This window comes from Knoellia sp. LjRoot47 (assembly GCF_964253435.1).
Classification (GTDB): Bacteria; Actinomycetota; Actinomycetes; order Actinomycetales; family Dermatophilaceae; genus Knoellia.
This window is the reverse complement of the sequence record NZ_CAXUQS020000001.1, coordinates 2946723-2965410: the sequence shown is the minus strand read 5'-3', so window position 1 is coordinate 2965410 and position 18688 is coordinate 2946723. Positions and strand designations below refer to the sequence as shown.

18 protein-coding genes are annotated in these 18688 nt (G+C 71.2%); 8 read left to right on the top strand and 10 right to left on the bottom strand.

Annotated elements, in window-relative coordinates; genetic code table 11:
• Positions 1–8: 8 nt before the first annotated feature.
• The 5 genes from ACSQ11_RS14305 to ACSQ11_RS14285 all read right to left on the bottom strand — a co-directional run bounded on the left by ACSQ11_RS14305 (position 9) and on the right by ACSQ11_RS14285 (position 3984).
• A complete protein-coding gene (locus ACSQ11_RS14305) occupies positions 9–731 on the bottom strand; it encodes a TSUP family transporter (protein WP_436006512.1) in 723 nt (240 codons plus the stop codon).
• Positions 728–1516, bottom strand: a complete 789-nt coding sequence (locus ACSQ11_RS14300; RefSeq protein ID WP_436006510.1) for a sulfite exporter TauE/SafE family protein — start codon at positions 1514–1516, stop codon at positions 728–730. The genes ACSQ11_RS14305 and ACSQ11_RS14300 overlap by 4 nt, the downstream gene beginning before the upstream one ends.
• Position 1517: 1 nt before the next feature.
• A complete protein-coding gene (locus ACSQ11_RS14295; RefSeq protein WP_436006508.1) occupies positions 1518–2660 on the bottom strand; it encodes an SPFH domain-containing protein in 1143 nt (380 codons plus the stop codon).
• A 14-nt stretch (positions 2661–2674) separates the two neighbouring features.
• Complete coding sequence (locus ACSQ11_RS14290; protein WP_436006506.1) at positions 2675–3127, bottom strand: NfeD family protein; 453 nt, start codon at positions 3125–3127, stop codon at positions 2675–2677.
• 74 nt (positions 3128–3201) lie between these two features.
• Positions 3202–3984 (bottom strand): ABC transporter ATP-binding protein, encoded by a 783-nt coding sequence (locus tag ACSQ11_RS14285; protein WP_436006504.1) that lies wholly within the window; start codon positions 3982–3984, stop codon positions 3202–3204.
• A 42-nt stretch (positions 3985–4026) separates the two neighbouring features.
• Here ACSQ11_RS14285 and ACSQ11_RS14280 point away from each other — a divergent pair, with 42 nt between their 5' ends.
• A complete protein-coding gene (locus ACSQ11_RS14280; protein WP_436006502.1) occupies positions 4027–4791 on the top strand; it encodes a hypothetical protein in 765 nt (254 codons plus the stop codon).
• Here the strand turns inward: ACSQ11_RS14280 and glgA are convergent.
• A complete protein-coding gene (gene glgA / locus ACSQ11_RS14275; protein WP_436006500.1) occupies positions 4770–5960 on the bottom strand; it encodes a glycogen synthase in 1191 nt (396 codons plus the stop codon). The two genes, ACSQ11_RS14280 and glgA, sit on opposite strands and share 22 nt — an antisense overlap.
• A gap of 78 nt (positions 5961–6038) precedes the next feature.
• On the opposite strand from glgA, the gene glgC reads away from it, so the two are divergent.
• From glgC to cphA, 5 genes are read left to right on the top strand one after another with little or no spacing between them, the layout of a single operon-like run.
• Positions 6039–7292: a glucose-1-phosphate adenylyltransferase gene (glgC, locus tag ACSQ11_RS14270; RefSeq protein ID WP_436006498.1), complete on the top strand. Its 1254-nt coding sequence runs from the start codon at positions 6039–6041 to the stop codon at positions 7290–7292.
• Positions 7289–8104, top strand: coding sequence for an LLM class F420-dependent oxidoreductase (locus ACSQ11_RS14265; protein WP_436006496.1), 816 nt, complete (start codon positions 7289–7291; stop codon positions 8102–8104). The genes glgC and ACSQ11_RS14265 overlap by 4 nt, the downstream gene beginning before the upstream one ends.
• Before the next feature lie 9 nt (positions 8105–8113).
• On the top strand, positions 8114–9379 hold the full coding sequence (gene serB / locus ACSQ11_RS14260) for a phosphoserine phosphatase SerB (RefSeq protein ID WP_436006494.1): 1266 nt from the start codon (positions 8114–8116) through the stop codon (positions 9377–9379).
• Between the two features lie 19 nt (positions 9380–9398).
• The gene (locus ACSQ11_RS14255) at positions 9399–10256 is read left to right on the top strand and encodes a cyanophycinase (RefSeq protein ID WP_436006492.1); all 858 of its coding nucleotides are present in this window, start codon (positions 9399–9401) and stop codon (positions 10254–10256) included.
• Between the two features lie 36 nt (positions 10257–10292).
• Complete coding sequence (cphA, locus tag ACSQ11_RS14250) at positions 10293–13193, top strand: cyanophycin synthetase (protein WP_436006490.1); 2901 nt, start codon at positions 10293–10295, stop codon at positions 13191–13193.
• 106 nt (positions 13194–13299) lie between these two features.
• Here cphA and ACSQ11_RS14245 read toward each other — a convergent pair whose 3' ends face one another.
• Genes ACSQ11_RS14245 through fabG form a run of 3 tightly spaced genes read right to left on the bottom strand, consistent with a single transcriptional unit; the run spans position 13300 to position 17055 of the window.
• On the bottom strand, positions 13300–15519 hold the full coding sequence (locus ACSQ11_RS14245) for a tetratricopeptide repeat protein (RefSeq protein WP_436006488.1): 2220 nt from the start codon (positions 15517–15519) through the stop codon (positions 13300–13302).
• Between the two features lie 25 nt (positions 15520–15544).
• A complete protein-coding gene (fabI, locus tag ACSQ11_RS14240) occupies positions 15545–16303 on the bottom strand; it encodes an enoyl-ACP reductase FabI (protein WP_436006486.1) in 759 nt (252 codons plus the stop codon).
• A gap of 38 nt (positions 16304–16341) precedes the next feature.
• Positions 16342–17055 carry a 3-oxoacyl-ACP reductase FabG gene (gene fabG / locus ACSQ11_RS14235; protein ID WP_436006484.1) on the bottom strand — a complete coding sequence of 238 codons (714 nt, stop codon included), beginning with the start codon at positions 17053–17055 and terminating at the stop codon, positions 16342–16344.
• A 99-nt stretch (positions 17056–17154) separates the two neighbouring features.
• Here fabG and ACSQ11_RS14230 point away from each other — a divergent pair, with 99 nt between their 5' ends.
• Both ACSQ11_RS14230 and ACSQ11_RS14225 read left to right on the top strand, forming a co-directional pair.
• Positions 17155–17451, top strand: coding sequence for a DUF3099 domain-containing protein (locus ACSQ11_RS14230; protein ID WP_436006482.1), 297 nt, complete (start codon positions 17155–17157; stop codon positions 17449–17451).
• The gene (locus tag ACSQ11_RS14225) at positions 17448–17648 is read left to right on the top strand and encodes a hypothetical protein (protein ID WP_436006480.1); all 201 of its coding nucleotides are present in this window, start codon (positions 17448–17450) and stop codon (positions 17646–17648) included. The genes ACSQ11_RS14230 and ACSQ11_RS14225 overlap by 4 nt, the downstream gene beginning before the upstream one ends.
• A 12-nt stretch (positions 17649–17660) precedes the next feature.
• Here ACSQ11_RS14225 and moaA read toward each other — a convergent pair whose 3' ends face one another.
• Positions 17661–18671 carry a GTP 3',8-cyclase MoaA gene (gene moaA / locus ACSQ11_RS14220; RefSeq protein ID WP_436006478.1) on the bottom strand — a complete coding sequence of 337 codons (1011 nt, stop codon included), beginning with the start codon at positions 18669–18671 and terminating at the stop codon, positions 17661–17663.
• Positions 18672–18688: the final 17 nt, after the last annotated feature.

The following is an 18688-nucleotide window of genomic DNA, read 5'->3' as shown; positions in this document are numbered from 1 at the left end:
CTGAGAGGTTAGAAGACGAGGGCGCGCACGACGAGGCTGAGTCCTGCGATGACGCAGAAGGCGAGGACCACCCGCCGGAGCAGCTCGCGGTCGAGGTGACGGCGCAGAGGTGACGCGACGGCATACCCGGCAGCGACGAAGGGCAGCCAGGCGAGTCCGACGATGAGCTGCTCGCGCGTGAACTCGCCGGCGAGCGACAGCGAACCGATCGCCATGACCGCGCCGACGAGGAAGAACGCGGCGAGGGTCGAGCGGATCCGCTCGGGCCGCTCGTGCTGCAGGACGAGGGCGAAGAACGGTCCACCGATGCTCGTGGCCGTGCCGGACACCCCGGCGACCGCGCCCGCCGCGGCGGCGTTGCGTGCACCGGCCTTCACCTCGATGGTCGTGAGCGAGGCGGCGACGGTGACGAGGATGAGGACCGCCACGGCGACCGAGATAGTGCGCGACGACAGCAGGACCACCGCCGCCACGCCGAGCGGTGTGGCCACGAGCCGGGCGAGCAGTGCCCAGCCGAGCTCACGCCACGCGATGTCGAGCGGCGCGAGGGCGAGCTGGACCACGGGCAGGGTGAAGCTCGTGACGAGGACCGAGCCGGGCATGAGCTCGGGTGCCGCGACGACGACGAAGGGAACGGCGACGACCGCCATCCCGAAGCCGATGGTGGACTGGACGAGAGCGCCGACGAAGAGCGCGAGCCCCAGGCCGAGCACGACGGACCATGGCGTCACGAGGCCCAGACCATGCGCGCGATGGCGACGACGCCGATGACGACGATCACGGCCCGCAGGACGTTCGGGGGCAGCCGCCGACCGACCCTCGACCCGATGACGCCGCCCACGAGCGAACCGGCGGCGATGAGCCCCGCCACGGTCCAGTCGACCTGCTCGGGCGCCACGATGACGAAGGTCAGCGCTGCGACGGCGTTGACGATGGTCGCGAGGACGTTCTTGATCCCGTTGAGGATCTGCAGCGACTCGCTCGTGAGGGTCGTGAGGAGCCCCATGAGGATGACGCCCTGGGCGGCACCGAAGTAGCCGCCGTAGATCGCCGTGGCGAAGACGAAGAAGGCCAGGAGCAGGGCGCGCCGGCGGGAGTGGTCACCGAGCGCGGTCGGCGGGGCGTCACCCCGCCGGCTGGTGCTCCATGCCGTGATCCGGGGTCCGAACGCGACGAGCAGCACGCCGATCCCGATGAGGACCGGGACGATCGTGCGGAACGCGGCCGGGTCGAGGACGAGCAGCAGGAGCGCGCCGACCACTCCACCCAGGAGCGACATCGGCGCCCAGCGCAGCAGGGTGGGACGCATCCCGCCGAGCTCGTGCCGGTAGCCCCACGAGCCAGTGAGGCCACCGGCGATGAGCCCGACGGTGTTGGAGACGTTGGCGGTGACGGGCGCGAACCCGAAGAAGAGCAGCGTCGGGAAGGTCACGAGCGTGCCCGACCCGACGACCGTGTTGATCGTGCCGGCGAGGATGCCGGCGACGAGGATGAGCGCGGCCTCGGCGGCGCCCACCTCAGCTCTCGCGCGGCGGAGCGGGGTCCGTCGGCGCAGCGGGGTCAGCCGGCGCTGTGCGCGGCGGCACCGCGTCGGCGGGCGGCGTCAGCGGCGGCTGCTGCCGGGCGGGAGGCGTCGCGTGGTCGGCGGCCTCGCGGGAGGCGTCTCCCGCTTCGCCCCGGGCCTCGGCGAGAGCCTGCGCGGGATCCGCGAGCACCGTGTCGTCGAACGGCGTCGACAGGTCCTCGGACGGCTGCCACTCGTCGGTGTCGCTGTCGTCGAAGCCCCCGCCGCCCTCACCGCGTCCCAGCGCGCCACCGATGCCCTTGAGCGCGTCGGTGAGCTCGCTCGGGATGATCCACATCTTGTTGGAGTCTCCGCGGGCGATCTGCGGGAGGACCTGGAGGTACTGGTAGGCGAGGAGCTTCTGGGTGGGCTTGCCACGGTGGATCGCGTCGAAGACCTGCTGGATGGCGCGGGCCTGGCCCTGGGCCTCGAGGACGCGGGCCTGAGCCGAACCCTCGGCGCGCAGGATCTGGCTCTGCTTCTCGCCCTCGGCGGTGAGGATGTTGGACTGCTTCGAGCCCTCGGCGGTGAGGATGATGGCGCGGCGCTCGCGCTCGGCCTTCATCTGCTTCTCCATCGACTCCTGGATCGACATGGGCGGGTCGATGGCCTTGAGCTCGACGCGGTTGACGCGGATGCCCCATTTGCCGGTCGCCTCGTCGAGGACGCCACGAAGCTGGGCGTTGATCTGGTCGCGGCTCGTCAGCGTCTGCTCGAGGTCGAGCGAGCCGATGACGTTGCGGAGGGTGGTGACGGTGAGCTGCTCGATGCCCTGGATGAAGTTCGCGATCTCGTAGACGGCCGACTTGGCATCGATGACCGAGTAGTAGATGACGGTGTCGATGTTGACGACGAGGTTGTCACTCGTGATCACCGGCTGGGGCGGGAACGACACGACCTGCTCGCGCAGGTCGATGTTGGCGCGCACCTTGTCGACGAAGGGCACGAGGAAGTGGATCCCACCCTCGAGGGTGCTGTGGTAGCGGCCCAGCCGCTCGATGATGAGGGCGGTCTGCTGCGGCACGATGCGCACCGTGCGCATGAGCACGATGACGGCGAAGAGCAGCAGCAGGCCGAGGATGACGAGCTCGATCATGGGAACTCCCGGAATCAGTGACGGTCGGCGGCGACGATGGCCGTCGCACCGTGGATGGCGATGACTCGGACGTCGTCACCCGGTCGCAGGGGCTCGGTGCCCTCGGCGATCCGGGCGGACCACGTCTCCCCCGCGAGCTTGATCCGCCCGTCGGTGTCGGTGACGGTCTGGAGCACGCGCGCCTCGCGCCCCACGAGGCTCGAGGCCCCGATGTGGTGGTCGTGCTCGCCGTCGGTGAACTTGCGCTTGACGATCGGGCGCACGACGAAGAGCAGCAGCCCTGCGACGAGGATCGCGACGATCACCTGGACGGCGATGTTGCCTCCGAGGGCGGCGGCCAGCGCACCGGCGAGCGCTCCCCCGGCGAACATGACGAAGACGAAGTCCACGGTGGCGGCCTCGATGGCCGCCAGGATCAGTGCCACGCCCACCCACGCGACCCACGGGTTGTCGGTCAACCACTCCATGACACTCCCCTTTCGTCCCCGTCAGCGATGACGGGTGTGTCGAGACAACGATTTCATGCCGGTGTTCGTGCCCGTCAGCCGGACCACGCGATGTAGCGAGAACCCCGCTGTTCGAGCTGCAGCGGGATCCCGAAGGTCTCGCTGAGGTTGGCCGCCGTGAGGGTGATCTCGATGGGCCCCTGGGCCACGACCTTGCCGTCGCGCAGCAGCAGGACGTCGGTGAAGTTCGGCGGGATCTCCTCGACGTGGTGCGTCACGAGGACGAGGGCCGGGGCCATGACGTCACCGGCGATCTCGCCGAGTCGGGCCACGAGGTCCTCGCGGCCCCCGAGGTCGAGACCGGCGGCCGGCTCGTCGAGGAGCATGAGCTCGGGGTCGGTCATGAGGGCCCGCGCGATCTGGACGCGCTTGCGCTCGCCCTCGGACAACGTGCCGAACGTGCGGTCGACGAGGTGGTCGGCGCCCAGGGCGACGAGCAGCTCGCCGGCGCGGGCGTGGTCGAGCGAGTCGTAGCTCTCGCGCCAGCGTCCGACGACGCCGTAGGACGCGGTGACGACGACGTCACCGACGCGCTCGCCACCGGGGATCCGTTCGGCCAGCGAGGCCGAGGCCAGGCCGATGCGCGGACGCAGCTCGAAGACGTCGACGGCGCCGAGGACCTCACCGAGGATGCCGACGACGCCGCGGGTCGGGTGCATGCGCCCGGAGGCCAGCTGGAGCAGCGTCGTCTTGCCCGCCCCGTTGGGACCGAGGACCACCCAGCGCTGCCCCTCCTCGACCTCCCAGTCGACGTCGTCGAGGAGTGTGGAGTCGCCACGGACGACGCCCACCCCCGCCAGCGCCAGAACGTCACTCATGACGTGAACCCTAGTTGAACGGTCGCTGCCTACGATGACGCCATGCCCGAGCTGCCCGCCTCCGTCCGGATCGCCCTCTGGGTCACCGCTGCGTGGCGTACCGGGGAGTCGCTGGAGTCGGCGGTCGACTCCGCCCTCCCCGACGTCGACGCCGTCGGTCCGGGGATCCACACCCTCGGCCTCTGGCGCGACCTCGGCGAGCGCACCGTCCTCGTGGCCCTGCCGTCCAGCGGCGACCCGACGTCGCTCCCCCGCTGCGGCACCGAGGCCCTCGACGCCGCCGTGGAGGCCGAGGAGTGCCTCGTCGCACCGGGGCTCGGCGCCCTGCTCGTCCCGTCGTGGTCGACGTGCGGGGCGCCCGGTGCCAGCGGCGCCGACGCGGGCACGCGACTGGACTGGACGGCATACGACTGCGATCCGGTCCCGACCCACCGGGTCGAGGCGCTCGACCCCCGCGAGACGACCCGGGCACTGACCGCCACGGTCCTGGAGGTCACCGAGCAGCTCGACGCGCTCGGCGGACAGCCCTTCGACGCGGCGTCAGCGCGCGAGGCGATGCCGCGCACGGGTCAGTGGGCGCTGCCCGACGACCTGCCGGGACAGGCGTTGCGCGCCCTGACGTTCGCCGCCGCGATCAGCACCGCCGCGGCGGCCGGGATCGACGGACCGCAGGACGGACCCGACGGTTGGACGCAGCAGCGGCGCCTCGACCTGCTCCGCACCCTCCGACGCGAGGCCGAGCGCGCTCTCGCGGACGCGACGAACGCCGGTGTCACGGCGGTGGCTCACCCCAGGACGTCGCGGTAGACCGTCAGCGTCTCGTCGCCGATCCGCGCCCAGGAGAACGACTCCACGGCCCGACGCCGACCCGCCTGGCCGAAGCGCGCCGCCCGGTCGGGGTCCGACACGGCCTCGTTGAGCGCTGCGGCGAGGTCGGCCACGAACCGGTCGGGGTCGACCGGGGTGCCCGACCCGTCCTGCACCTGCTCGATGGGCACGAGCCACCCGGTCTCACCGTCGACGACGACCTCTGGGATGCCGCCGGTCGCCGTCGCGACTACCGGGAGGTCGCAGGCCATGGCCTCGAGGTTGACGATGCCGAGCGGCTCGTAGACCGAGGGGCAGACGAAAACCGTTGCGGCAGAGAGCATCGCGATGACCTCGGCGCGCGGGAGCATCTCGGGCACCCACACGACCCCGTCACGGGTCTCGCGCAGTCCGGCGATGAGCTCTTCGACCTCGGCCTTGATCTCTGGGGTGTCGGGCGCGCCCGCGAGGAGGACGAGCTGGACCTCGGGGGGCAGCTCGGCGGCGGCCCGCAGGAGGTAGGGCAGCCCCTTCTGGCGGGTGATGCGGCCGACGAAGACCACGCTCGGGCGGTCGGGGTCGACGCCGTGGTGCCGGACGGTGTCGGGGTCCTCGGCGCGCTTCCACAGCTCGCTGTCGATGCCGTTGTGGACGACCCTGACCTTGCCCGGGTCGATGCTCGGATAGCTGCGGAGCACGTCCTTGCGCATCCCGTCGCTCACCGCGATGACGGCCGCCGCACCTTCGTATGCCGTCCGCTCGATCCACGAGGACAGCCGGTAGCCGCCCCCCAGCTGCTCGGCCTTCCACGGGCGCATCGGCTCGAGGCTGTGCGCGCTCACGACGTGCGGGACGCCCTCGAGCAGCGACGCCGTGTGGCCCGCGAAGTTGGCGTACCAGGTGTGCGAGTGGACGAGGTCGGTCCCGCCGCAGTCGGCGGCGATGGCGAGGTCGACGCCCATCGTCACGAGCGCCGGGTTCGCCCCGGCGAGGGCGTCGAGGTCCGGGTATCCGGTCGTGCCCTCCTCGTCGCGGGGTGGGCCGAACGCCCGCACGCGGACGTCGATGTCGCCCCGCTCCCGCAGGGCCCGGGTCAGTTCCGCGACGTGCACCCCCGCCCCGCCGTAGATGGTCGGTGGGTACTCCTTGCTGAGGATGTCGACGCGCACGAGTCGACACTAGCGCCGGTTGGCAGACCGGGTGAGATGGCGATCACATGAGCGGCCTCGTTCCACTAGGTTGGCTGCATGGCTTACCGCAGCGGTGGACCCAAGGTGCTCGTCATCGTTCTCGCAGGTGGAGAGGGCAAGCGGCTCATGCCTCTCACCGCCGACCGGGCCAAGCCGGCCGTGCCGTTCGGCGGCATCTACCGGCTCATCGACTTCGCCCTGAGCAACGTCGTCAACTCCGGCTACCTCAAGATCGTCGTGCTGACCCAGTACAAGTCGCACAGCCTCGACCGGCACGTCACCAAGACGTGGCGCATGTCGACGATGCTCGGCAACTACGTCGCGCCGATCCCGGCCCAGCAGCGCATCGACAAGTCCTGGTACCAGGGCAGCGCCGACGCGATCTTCCAGAGCCTCAACACGATCACCGACGAGCGGCCCGACATCGTCGTCGTCGTCGGGGCCGACCACGTCTACCGCATGGACTTCTCCCAGATGGTCGACCAGCACGTCGAGTCCGGCGCCGGGGTCACCGTGGCGGCGATCCGCCAGCCCATCGCCATGGCCGACCAGTTCGGGGTCATCGAGGTCGAGGCCGACGACCACACCCGCATCAAGGCGTTCCGCGAGAAGCCGTCCGACCCCGACCCGCTGCCCGACTCCCCCGGCGAGATCCTCGCGTCGATGGGCAACTACGTCTTCGACGCCGACGTCCTCCAGGACGCGGTGACCCGCGACTCCGAGGACCCCGACAGCACCCACGACATGGGCGGCGACATCGTGCCGGCCATGGTCAAGGAGGGCTCGGCCTACACCTACGACTTCAAGAAGAACGTCATCCCCGGTGGCACCGAACGCGACCAGGGCTACTGGCGCGACGTGGGGACGCTCGACTCGTACTTCGACGCCCACATGGACCTCATCTCGATCCACCCGGTCTTCAGCCTCTACAACTACGACTGGCCGCTGTTCACGAGCTACGGCCCCTACCCGCCGGCGAAGTTCGTCCACGGCGCGTCGGGCCGCTTCGGCGAGGCGCTCAACTCGATGGTCTCCCCGGGCGTCATCATCAGCGGCGCCCGCGTCAACGCCTCGGTGATCTCCCCGGACGTCAACGTCCACAGCTACACCGAGATCGACGACTCGGTGATCCTCGACGGGGTCGACATCGGCCGCAACTGCCGGGTCCGGCGCGCGATCATCGACAAGAACGTCCACCTCCCCGAGAACACCTCGGTCGGGTTCGACGTCGAGCACGACCGGGCCCGCGGCTTCACCGTCACCGATTCGGGCATCACCGTCGTCGGCAAGGGCACGGTCATCCAGCCGTGAGCCGCGCGCGAGTCGGCGTACAGCTCCAGCCCCAGCACGCGGCATACGACGACATCCGACGGACGTGCGCGCAGCTGGAGGAGCTTGGAGTCGACATCCTCTTCAACTGGGATCACTTCTTCCCGTTGAACGGCGACCCCGACGGGGCTCACTTCGAGTGTTGGACGATGCTCGGCGCGTGGGCCGAGGCGACCGAGCGGGTCGAGATCGGCGCGCTCGTGACGTGCAACTCCTACCGCAACCCCGACCTCCTCGCCGACATGGCGCGGACCGTCGACCACATCTCCGCCCGCGGCGGCGAGGGACGGCTCATCCTCGGCATCGGCTCGGGCTGGTTCGAGCGCGACTACGACGAGTACGGCTACGAGTTCGGCCGCGCGGGAACGCGGCTCGATGCCCTCGACCGCGACCTGCCGCGGATCAAGGCGCGGTGGGGCCGGCTCAACCCGGCGCCCACGCGTGACATCCCGGTGCTCGTCGGCGGTGGCGGCGAGCGCAAGACCCTGCGCATCGTCGCGGAGCAGGCCGACATCTGGCACGGCTTCGGCGGCGCCGACACGATCGCCCACAAACACGCGGTCCTCGACGAGTGGTGCGCGAAGGTCGGGCGCGACCCCGCGACCATCGAGCGCTCCGCCGGGGTAGCCATGCGGCCGGGCCGCTTCCCCGAGGACGTGCCGGACTACGCCTCGAACGCCGACGCCCTGTATGCCGTGGGCACGCGGCTGTTCACCATCGGCCTGAGCGGGCCGTACGCCGACCTCGGTCCGGTCCGTGACCTGCTCTCGTGGCGGGACGCGCAGAACTCCTAGCCTGTGCCCGTGACCCCGGAGCCCGCAGCCACACCCGTCCCCACGCCCGCGACGCCGACCGACGACGCCCCCAACCTGCTCGTCACCCTCACCGGTGACGACCGGCCCGGAGTGACGAGCGCGCTCTTCGACGCCGTGGCACCCACCGGCTCCGTCGTGCTCGACCTCGAGCAGGTCGTCGTCCGCGGTCAGCTCACGCTGGCGGTGCTGCTCGCGCCCGGTGGCTACCTCAGCGACCTGCGCGACGTGGTCGAGGGCGTCGGGGAGCGGCTCGGCCTGGCCGTGAGCGTCGTCGAGGGACGCGGTGACAACCGGAGCCGCCGCACCGGTCGGGCCGCAGTCGTCGTCCTCGGCGCGCCGTTGCGTGCGACGGCCGTCGCCGCCGTGTCGCGTTCGGTGGCCGCCCACGGCGCCAACATCGACCGCATCCGACGCCTGTCCCGCTACCCCGTGACGACCCTCGAGCTCGACGTCAGCGGGGCCGACCTCGACTCCATGCGCCGCGAGCTCTCGCTCGTGGCCGCCCGGGAGCACGTCGACATCGCCGTCTCCCCCGCCGGCCTGGCCCGACGTGGCCGACGCCTCGTCGTCATGGACGTCGACTCGACCCTCATCCAGGACGAGGTCATCGAGCTGCTGGCCCGGCACGCCGGCCGCGAGGCCGAGGTGGCTGCGGTGACCGAGCGCGCGATGGCCGGTGAGCTCGACTTCGCCGAGAGCCTGCACGCCCGGGTCGCTACCCTCGCGGGTCTTGACGCCAAGGTCCTCGACGAGGTGCGTCACGCCGTCCGCCTCACCCCCGGAGCCCGCACCCTGGTGCGGACCCTCAAGCGGCTGGGCTTCACGGTCGCGCTGGTCTCTGGTGGCTTCATCGAGATCGTCCAGCCCATCGCCGACGAGCTCGGCATCGACCACGCCCGCGCGAACCGGCTCGAGATCGTCGACGGCGTCCTCAGCGGGCGGGTGCTCGGCGAGGTCGTCGACCGGGAGGGCAAGGCCACCGCCCTGCGGGAGTTCGCCACCTTGGCCGGACTCCCACTGGCCCGCACCGTCGCGATCGGCGACGGCGCCAACGACCTCGACATGCTCGGGACCGCCGGCCTCGGCATCGCGTTCAACGCCAAGCCGGTCGTGCGCGAGCAGGCCGACACCGCCGTCAACGTCCCCTACCTCGACGCCGTCCTCCACCTCCTCGGCATCACCCGCGAGGAGATCGAGGAGGCCGACGACGCCGATGGCACCCCGACGCCCGCGCCTGCCGTGGACCACGGCTGACACCTCGTAGGCTGGCCCAATGCCCCGCTACCCGTCGACGACCCAGACGCTGTTCATCATCGGCGGCGCCGAGGACAGGGTCGGACGGGCGTCCCTGCTCCGCCGCTTCGTGCGCATCACCGGTGGTCGGCAGGCCCGTCTCGTCGTCATCCCCACCGCCTCGTCGTTCCAGGACGAGGTCGTCAGCTCCTACACCGAGGTGTTCAACCGCTTCGGGGTCAAGGAGGTCGGGGTGGTCAACCCACAGTCACGGCGTGACGCCCACGACGAGGCCGCCGTCGCCCTCATCGACCAGGCCACCGGCATCTTCATGAGCGGTGGCTCCCAGCTCCGGCTCTCGCAGTACTTCCCCGGCACCCCGCTCGGCGACGCCCTGCACCGGGCTCACGCCCGCGGCACCGTGGTGGCGGGGACCTCGGCCGGTGCCTCGATCATGAGCGAGTTCATGATCTCGATGGGGGACGAGGGCATCACCCCGGTGCAGCGGGCCAGCCAGATCAGCGCCGGTCTGGGGCTCCTCAAGGGGGTCATCGTCGACCAGCACTTCGCGCAACGCTCGCGCTACGGTCGGCTCATGTCGGTCGTCGCGTCCTCCCCGAGCCTGCTCGGCATCGGCATCGACGAGGACACGGCCATCGAGGTCGTCGACGGCGCGAGGTTCACCGTGCACGGTCGGGGCGGCGTCACCGTCATCGACTGCCGCGACGTCACGACCGACGCCCCGGACGCACGACGGGGGGCACCGTTGCTGGTGTCGGGGGCCGTCATCCACACCCTGCCCGCGGGGGCCACCTTCGACCTGGCCACGGCCACGCTCGTCGAGTTCGTCGAGCAGCACCCCGACGTGGGTGCCACGCTGGCCAGCTCGACGCACTGACCCGACCCCGAACCCCACCACACCCCGAGGAGTCCGATGTCGCAGGACCGCCCGACCCCCACCGGCCCGGCAGCACCCGAGCTGACCATCGTCGAGTCCCGCGTCTACCGCGGCGGCAACGTCTGGTCCTACGACCCCGCGATCCACCTCGTCGTCGACCTCGGCATCCTCGAGCAGTACCCGACGAACCTCGTCGAAGGCTTCACCGACCGTCTCGTCGAGCTCCTCCCCGGCCTCGAGAACCACACCTGCTCGCGCGGCGTCAAGGGTGGCTTCGTCGAGCGGATGCACGAGGGCACGTGGCTCGGCCACGTGAGCGAGCACATCGCCCTCCAGCTCCAGCAGGAGGCCGGGCACGACCAGCGTCGTGGCAAGACCCGCCAGGTCAAGGGCCACCCCGGGCGCTACAACGTCATCTACGGCTACTCCGACGAGGGCGTGGGCCTGGCAGCCGGCACCCTCGCCGTCCGGCTCGTCAACCACCTCGTGCATGCCGAGGAGGGCTTCGACTTCCAGGAGGCTCTCGAGGCCTTTCTCAAGCGAGCCGAGCGCACGGCGTTCGGTCCCTCCACCGCGGCCATCCTCGAGGAGGCTGTGAGCCGCGACATCCCCTACATCCGGCTCAACAGCGCGAGCCTCGTCCAGCTCGGTCAGGGCGTCCACGCCCAGCGCATCCGGGCCACGATGACGTCCAAGACCGGCGCCCTCGCCGTCGACATCGCCTCGGACAAGGACCTCACGACCAAGCTCCTCGGCTCCGCCGGGCTCCCGGTGCCCAAGCAGGAGACCGTGCGCGGTCCGCAGGACGCCGTGGCAGCCGCTCGCCGGATCGGGTTCCCCGTCGTGGTCAAGCCGCTCGACGGCAACCACGGCCGCGGCGTGTGCCTCGACCTCCAGAACGATGACGAGGTGCGCGAGGCCTTCGCCGTGGCGCGCGAGCAGTCACGCCGCGGCTCGGTCATCGTCGAGTCCTTCGTCACCGGTAAGGACTACCGCTGCCTCATCGTCGGCGGCCGGATGCAGGCCATCGCCGAGCGCGTCCCCGCGCACGTCGTCGGCGACGGCGAGCACACGGTCAGCGAGCTCGTGGACATCACCAACGCCGACCCCCGGCGCGGTGTCGGCCACGAGAAGGTGCTGACCCGCATCAAGGTCGACTCCGCCGCCGAGGGCCTCGTGCGTGAGCAGGGCTTCGAGATGGACGCCGTCCCGCCGCAGGGCACCATGGTCAAGCTCGCCCTCACCGGCAACATGTCCACAGGCGGCATCTCCGTGGACCGCACCTTCGACGCCCACCCCGACAACGTGGAGATCGCCGAGGAGGCGGCCCGCATGGTCGGTCTCGACGTCGCGGGCATCGACTTCATCTGCCCCGACATCGCCTCCCCGGTGCGCGAGACCGGCGGCGCCATCTGCGAGGTCAACGCGGCCCCCGGTTTCCGCATGCACACCCACCCGACGATCGGTGAGCCGCAGTTCATCGCCAAGCCGGTCGTGGACCTGCTGTTCCCACCCGGCGCCCCCTCGCGCGTGCCGATCGTCGCCGTCACCGGCACCAACGGCAAGACGACGACCTCGCGGATGATCGCGCACATCATGAAGGGCGTCGGCCGCAAGGTCGGCATGACCTCGACCGACGGCATCGTCGTCGACGAGCGGCTCGTCTTCAAGGCCGACGCCTCTGGCCCGAAGTCCGCGCGCATGGTGCTCCAGAACCCGCGCGTCGACTTCGCCGTCATGGAGGTCGCCCGCGGCGGCATCCTGCGCGAGGGCCTCGGCTACGACCGCAACGACGTCGCCGTCGTCACCAACATCGCGCCGGACCACCTGGGCCTGCGCGGCATCGACACCATCGAGCAGCTCGCCGACGTCAAGGCCGTCATCGTCGAGGCGGTCCCCCGCAACGGCTTCGCCGTCCTCAACGCCGACGACAAGCTCGTCCGCAAGATGCGCCGCAAGTGCTCGGGCTCGATCGTGTGGTTCACGATGTCGGCGCCGGGCACCCCCGTGCGCGACTTCGTCGACGACCACTGCCGCCGCGGCGGACGTGCCGTCGTCCTCGAGCCGTCCGACAAGGGCGACATGATCGTCATCCGCCACGGGCGCCGGGCCATGCAGCTCGCCTGGACCCACCTGCTGCCCTCGACGTTCGGCGGCACGGCGATGTTCAACGTCGCCAACGCCATGGCGGCGGCCGGCGCGGCCTTTGCCGTCGGGACGGGGCTGCACGAGATCCGCCAGGGCCTGCGGACGTTCTCGACGAGCTACTACCTCTCGCCCGGCCGCATGAACCAGGTCAACGTCAACAACGTCGACGTCATCGTCGACTACTGCCACAACGCCCCCGGCATGAAGGTCCTCGGCGAGTTCGTCGAGCGCTACGCCGACGCCAAGGCAGGCTCGAGCGACCTCGGCAAGATCTCGCGGCTCGGTGTCATCGCCACGGCGGGCGACCGTCGCGACGAGGACATGCGCGAGCTCGGCGCCCTCGCCGCCCAGCACTTCGACGTCATCGTGGTGCGCGAGGACGAGCGCCTGCGCGGTCGCAAGCCTGGCGAGACCGCCGGGTTCGTCGCCGAGGGCGCCAAGGCCGCCATGGCCGACGGCGCGCGCTGCCGCCAGGTCGAGATCGTCACCGACGAGCTCTCGGCCGTGCGCCACGTCATGGCCCGCGCCAACCCCGGCGACATCGTCGTCGTCTGCGTCGACCAGCACGGCGTCGTCATGAACGAGCTCGAGACGATGACCCAGCAGGCCCAGCCGGGCACGCACACGGCCGACTCGCTCGCCGACCCCGACCTCGACCCGTCGACCCTCCAGGCCGAGGCCCAGGTCAGTGGCGAGGAGGCGACGGACCAGGACCTCGCCGACCACGACCTGGCCGAGCCGGAGTCCGAGACCACGCCGCAGCCGGCCGGGACGACCGACCGGTCCTGACCACGGTGGGCCGCCGCCCGTGTCCTCACGGGCGGCGGCCAGCTCCTGTCTGTCCTGTGGTCGTGGGCCGCGGCGGGTCTTCCGCGCTCGGCCCCCCGACCGCGGCTCACCTCTCGCCGCGCTCGAGCTCCTGCCCGTATGCCGTGAGCGAACGTCGGTAGCGCAGCACGTCCTCGTCGGTGCTCCCCTGCGCGACGGTCGCGAGCAGGCTGCCCAGTGCCTCGCCGGATCGACCGGCGGAGTGCAGGGCCAGCGCCCGGAAGCCGGCGATTCCGATCGACTCCGGGTGCTCGGCGGCGAGCTCGTCGAGCAGCCGGACGGCCTCGTCGTGCTCACCCACGTTGCGCAGCGACGACGCCAGCTGGATCACGGCGCGGTGCCGGTACGGCTCGCGCAGACCGGCCTCCAGAGCAGTCCGGTAGAGCTCGAGGGCACGCTCCTCCTGGCCGGCCGAGTCGAACGTGCCCCCGTACTCGTAGGCGATGCGTGCGTCCCCCGGGTAGGCCGCGTGCAGGGCGGCACCGGTCTCGATCCGCCGGTCGGCGTCCTCGTCGGCCCACAGGGCCGCGATCGCCTCCTCCGCCTCGTGCTCGCCACGGGCGCCGATGACCTTGCGGCGGATGTCCGCCGGGCTGTCGGCGACGGCGCCCACCGAGTCGAGCCAGTCGTAGATCGCCTGGCGTTCCGCGTGGCACATGATCGCGACGACATCGCCGTCATGGGCCGCCTCGACGAGGTTCTGGAGACCGGCCAGCTCCGTGGTGAACGACGCCACGTCGGCGACGCCGGCCCGCTGCAGCCCGGTGCGCAGGTGCGACTCGAGCTCGTCCATCGTCCTGCCCCGCAGGTAGTGCGCCTTGTGGGCCGACACGACGTGGTCGGCCCGGTGTCCGGCGATCTCGCCGAGGTTCTCGAGGATCTCGTCGGTGCGGTCGCCGGCGGCGCCGAGACCGAGGTGGATCCGTGCGCCCGGCTGGCGCAGGCCGTCCGAGACGTCCATGAGGGCCTCGAGCCCGGCCTCGTTGTGCGCGAGGTCCACGACGACGGTGCACGTGCCGCCGAGGCCCGCCCGGGCGGTGTAGATGTTCATGCGCCCGGGGTTGAGGGCGGCGTCCGGACGGAACGTCCTCAATCCCTCGACCACGGCGTCGCGGTCGATCCCGAGACCGAGCGCGGCCGCTGCGGCGGCGAGGACGTTGGCGACGTTGTGCCGGGACAGGCCGCTGATGGTCATCGGCACGTCGACGATGGCCACGAGGCGGTCGGGCACACCCGAGTCGGACAGCACGGTGACGTGGTCGTCGAGCACCGTGATCGCACGTCCGCCCGCACCCAGGGCCTCGCGGATCGCCGGCGAGTTCGGGTCGAGGGTGAAGACCCACGGCTTGGCGGGCGAGCCGGTACGCATCGCCCAGACCCGGGGGTCGTCACCGTTGAGGACGGTCCACCCCTCGGGCTTGGTCGCTCGGGTGATGATCGCCTTGACCTCGGCCAGCTGGTCGACCGTGTCGACGCCTTGAAGCCCGAGGTGGTCGGCCGAGACGTTGGTGACCACCGAGACGTCGTTGTGCGAGACCCCGAGCCCCTTGAGCAGCATTCCGCCGCGGGCCGTCTCGAGGATGCCGATCTCGACGCCGGGAGCATCGAGGACGCCTCGGGCGCCGGCAGGTCCGGAGAAGTCCCCGGCCTCGACCATCTCGCCGTGGTCGACGACACCGTCGGTCGAGCTCCACGCCGTGTGCCTTCCAGCGGTCATGGCGATGTGTGCCAGCAGCCGCGTCGTCGACGTTTTGCCGTTGGTGCCGGTGACCGACGCGACGGGGATGCGCGGGGTGACGATCCGCGGGGGCGCGCCCTCCGGCGCCTGACGCACGACGGCCGCACGCTCCTCCACCACGTCGGCGCCGCGCAGCCACGCCTCGAGCACCGGCGCGACGGACTCCCCCAGGGCCTGCGCCGAGCCCCGTCGGCGCCAGACGAAGGACACGACGACGACCGACAGCTCGTTGCCGGGGCGCGAGCGGACACCGAGCCTGCTCGTGCCGGACGCGCGCGACACCTGTCGCACGGCACGCTCGGCGAGCCGAGCCACGACCCGCTGCCGCTGCTCGGTGTGCGGGTCCCCCACCTGTGCCGCCGCGAGACCTGCGGCCCGGGCGACCCTGCGCAGGTCGTCCTTCGAGGCATCGACGTATGCCGTGAGGTCGAGGGTGACCTTGACGGCCGGCTTGGGGAAATAGAGGTTCGGGCCCTCGAGGACCCGGACCTCGGTCGCGGTCACGGCAGGGGAAGTCACGGCAGGGGCGGCGTGAAGGTCGCTGGTCACCCGGCGAGCCTAGTTGGGCGAGCGGTCAGATCCCCATCGCGTGGACGCCGCCGTCGACGTGGACGATCTCGCCCGTCGTGGCCGGGAACCAGTCGGACAGCAGTGCCGCGCACGCCTTGGCGGCGGGCACGGCGTCGTTGACGTCCCAGCCCAGGGGCGCCCGCTCGTCCCACGAGTCCTCGAAGGTCTGGAAGCCCGGGATCGACTTCGCGGCCGTCGTGCGGATCGGTCCGGCGGCGACGAGGTTGCAGCGCACGCCCCGAGGCCCGAGGTCACGGGCGAGGTAGCGGTTGGTCGACTCGAACGCCGCCTTCGCGACACCCATCCAGTCGTAGACCGGCCAGGCGAACTTCGCGTCGAAGGTGAGTCCGACCACCGAGGAGCCCGGGATCATGAGCGGCAGCGCCGCGACGGCGAGCGACTTGAGCGAGTACGCCGAGGCATGCATCGCCGTCGACACGTCCTCGAACGTGCCCTCGAGGAAGTTGAACGCGCCCTGAGGCGCGAACCCGATGGAGTGCAGCACCCCGTCGAGGGAGTCGACGTGCTCACCGAGCCGCTCCGCGAGGGTGTCGAGGTGCTCGCTGTCCGTGACGTCGAGCTCGACGACCGGTGGCGTCGTGGGCAGGCGCTTGGCGATCGTCGACGTGATCTTCATCGTCCTGCCGAACGACGTGAGCACGACCTCCGCGCCCTGCTCCTGCGCCAGCTTGGCGACGTGGAAGGCGATCGAGGAGTCCATGAGGACTCCGGTGATGAGCAGCTTCTTGCCCTCGAGCAGCATCGGTGTCGTTCTCCTGTGGGGTGGGTGGTGGAGGGGGTTCAGTGGCCCATGCCGAGGCCGCCGTCGACGGGGATCACGGCCCCGCTGACGTAGCCCGCGTCGTCGGAGGCGAGGAAGCGCACGACGGCCGCGACCTCGCTCGCCTGCGCGAACCGACCAGCCGGTATGCCGGCCTTGTAGGTCTTCTGCGTCTCCGCCGGGAGCGCTGCGGTCATGTCGGTCTCGATGAACCCGGGCGCGACGACGTTGGCGGTGATGCCGCGACCGCCGAGCTCACGGGTGACCGAGCGCGCGAGACCGACCAGGGCCGCCTTGGACGCCGCGTAGTTGGCCTGGCCCGGGCCGCCGTAGAGGCCGACGACGCTCGAGATGAGGATGATCCGGCCGCCACGGGCCTTGATCATCCCGGTGCTGGCCCGGCGGACGCAGCGGAACGTGCCCGCGAGGTTGGTGTCGATGACCGCGTCGAAGTCCTCGTCGCTCATCCGCATGAGCAGGCCGTCCTTGGTGATCCCCGCGTTGGCGACGAGCACCTGTACCGGTCCCCCGAAGATCTCCTCGGCCGCGGAGAACGCGGCGTCGACGGAAGCCGTGTCGGTGACGTCGCACGTCACGGCCCGCAACCCGTCGGGTGCCTCCCCGCTGCGGCTCGTGACGACGACCGTGTCCCCGGCCTCGGCGAAGGCCTTGGCGATGGCCAGCCCGATCCCTCGGTTGCCCCCGGTGACGAGGACGTTGCGTGCGCTGCTCATGGCGCACGACGCTAGTGGACTACCGATGGGTAGCCCGCATCGTCGGATCCGGCCCAACCGTCCGGCGGCGTGCTCAGGAAGCGGACGTAGAGTGAGGGGGTGAGCACGGCCCGGCGCGACGAACCTCAGGTGCAGTCCGTCACGACGGCGCGCACCAAGGCTGCCGACGACCTCAACGCCCGGATGAAGCACTACCTCGTCACCATGGGCATCCGCACCACGTGCTTCGTCCTGGCCTTCCTCACCACGGGATGGGTCCGCTGGACGTGCGTCGCGCTCGCCGTCGTCCTGCCCTACATCGCCGTGGTCTTCGCCAACGCGCGCTCCCCGCGGGCCGCGGGCCGGCTGGCATCGGTCACCCCGCGCGACCCCCACCGCCGACAGATCGACTCGTGACCTGCAGCGCCAAGGCCTGCCGGCGTGAGGCCGTGTGGGCCCACCTCTGGAACAACCCGAAGCTGCACACGCCAGAGCGCCGCAAGGTGTGGCTCGCGTGTGACGACCACCGGGTCAGCCTCGCCGACTTCCTGTCGATGCGCGGTTTCCTGCGCGAGACCGTGCCGGTGGACGAGATTCCGGCCGACGCCGGCTGAGCAGGACGGCGTTCAGCCGCCGATCGCGCTCATGGGGCGCAGCGGCTGGACGAAGTCGGCGCTTCCGATGCCGTGTCCCTTGGCCTTGCGCCACATCTCGCCGGTGATGAGCTCTGCGAGCTCGTCGTCGCTCGCGCCGTCACGCATCGGTCCGCGCAGGTCTGTCTCGCGCTGCGAGAACAGGCAGTTGCGGACCTGACCGTCGGCAGTGAGCCGGGTGCGGTCGCACGCACCGCAGAAGGGTGCGGTGACGCTGGCGATGATCCCGACGGTCGCCGGGCCACCGTCGACCAGGAACCGCTCGGCGGGTGCGCTCCCCCGGTCCTCGGCGGGCAGCGGCGTGATGGTGAACCGCTCGGACAGCCTCTCCCGGATCTCGTCGGAGCCGACCATGCTCGAGGCGTCCCAGCCGTGCTGGGCGTCGAGCGGCATCTGCTCGATGAACCGGAGCTCGTAGCCCCGGTCGAGGCACCACGACAGCAGGTCGGCCACCGAGTGGTCGTTGATCCCGCGCATGGCCACCGCGTTGACCTTGACCGGGGTGAGCCCCGCGTCCCGGGCCGCCGACAGTCCCGCCTCCACGTCGTGGAGCCGGTCGCGCCGGGTGAGGTCGGCGAACTCCGCGGGGTCGACCGTGTCGAGGCTGACGTTCACCCGGTTGAGGCCCGCCGCGGCCAGGGGCGCGGCCAGCCGGTCGAGGCCGATCCCGTTGGTCGTCATCGCGATCCGGGGGCGCGGTTCGAGGGCGGCGATCCGCTCGACCAGCACCGGCAGCGACCGTCGAAGCAACGGCTCGCCGCCGGTGAGCCGGACCTGTCGGACGCCGAGCCCGACGAAGATCCCGACGAGGCGCACGAGCTCGTCGTCGCTGAGCATCTCTGGCTTCGCCAGCCACGGCAGCCCTTCGGCCGGCATGCAGTATCGGCAGCGCAGGTTGCACCGGTCCGTCACCGACACCCGCAGGTCGCGGGCCACCCGGCCGTACCGGTCGGCGAGGCGTGCGGTCGGGAGGGTGGCGGACATGACCCCAGCGTATGCCG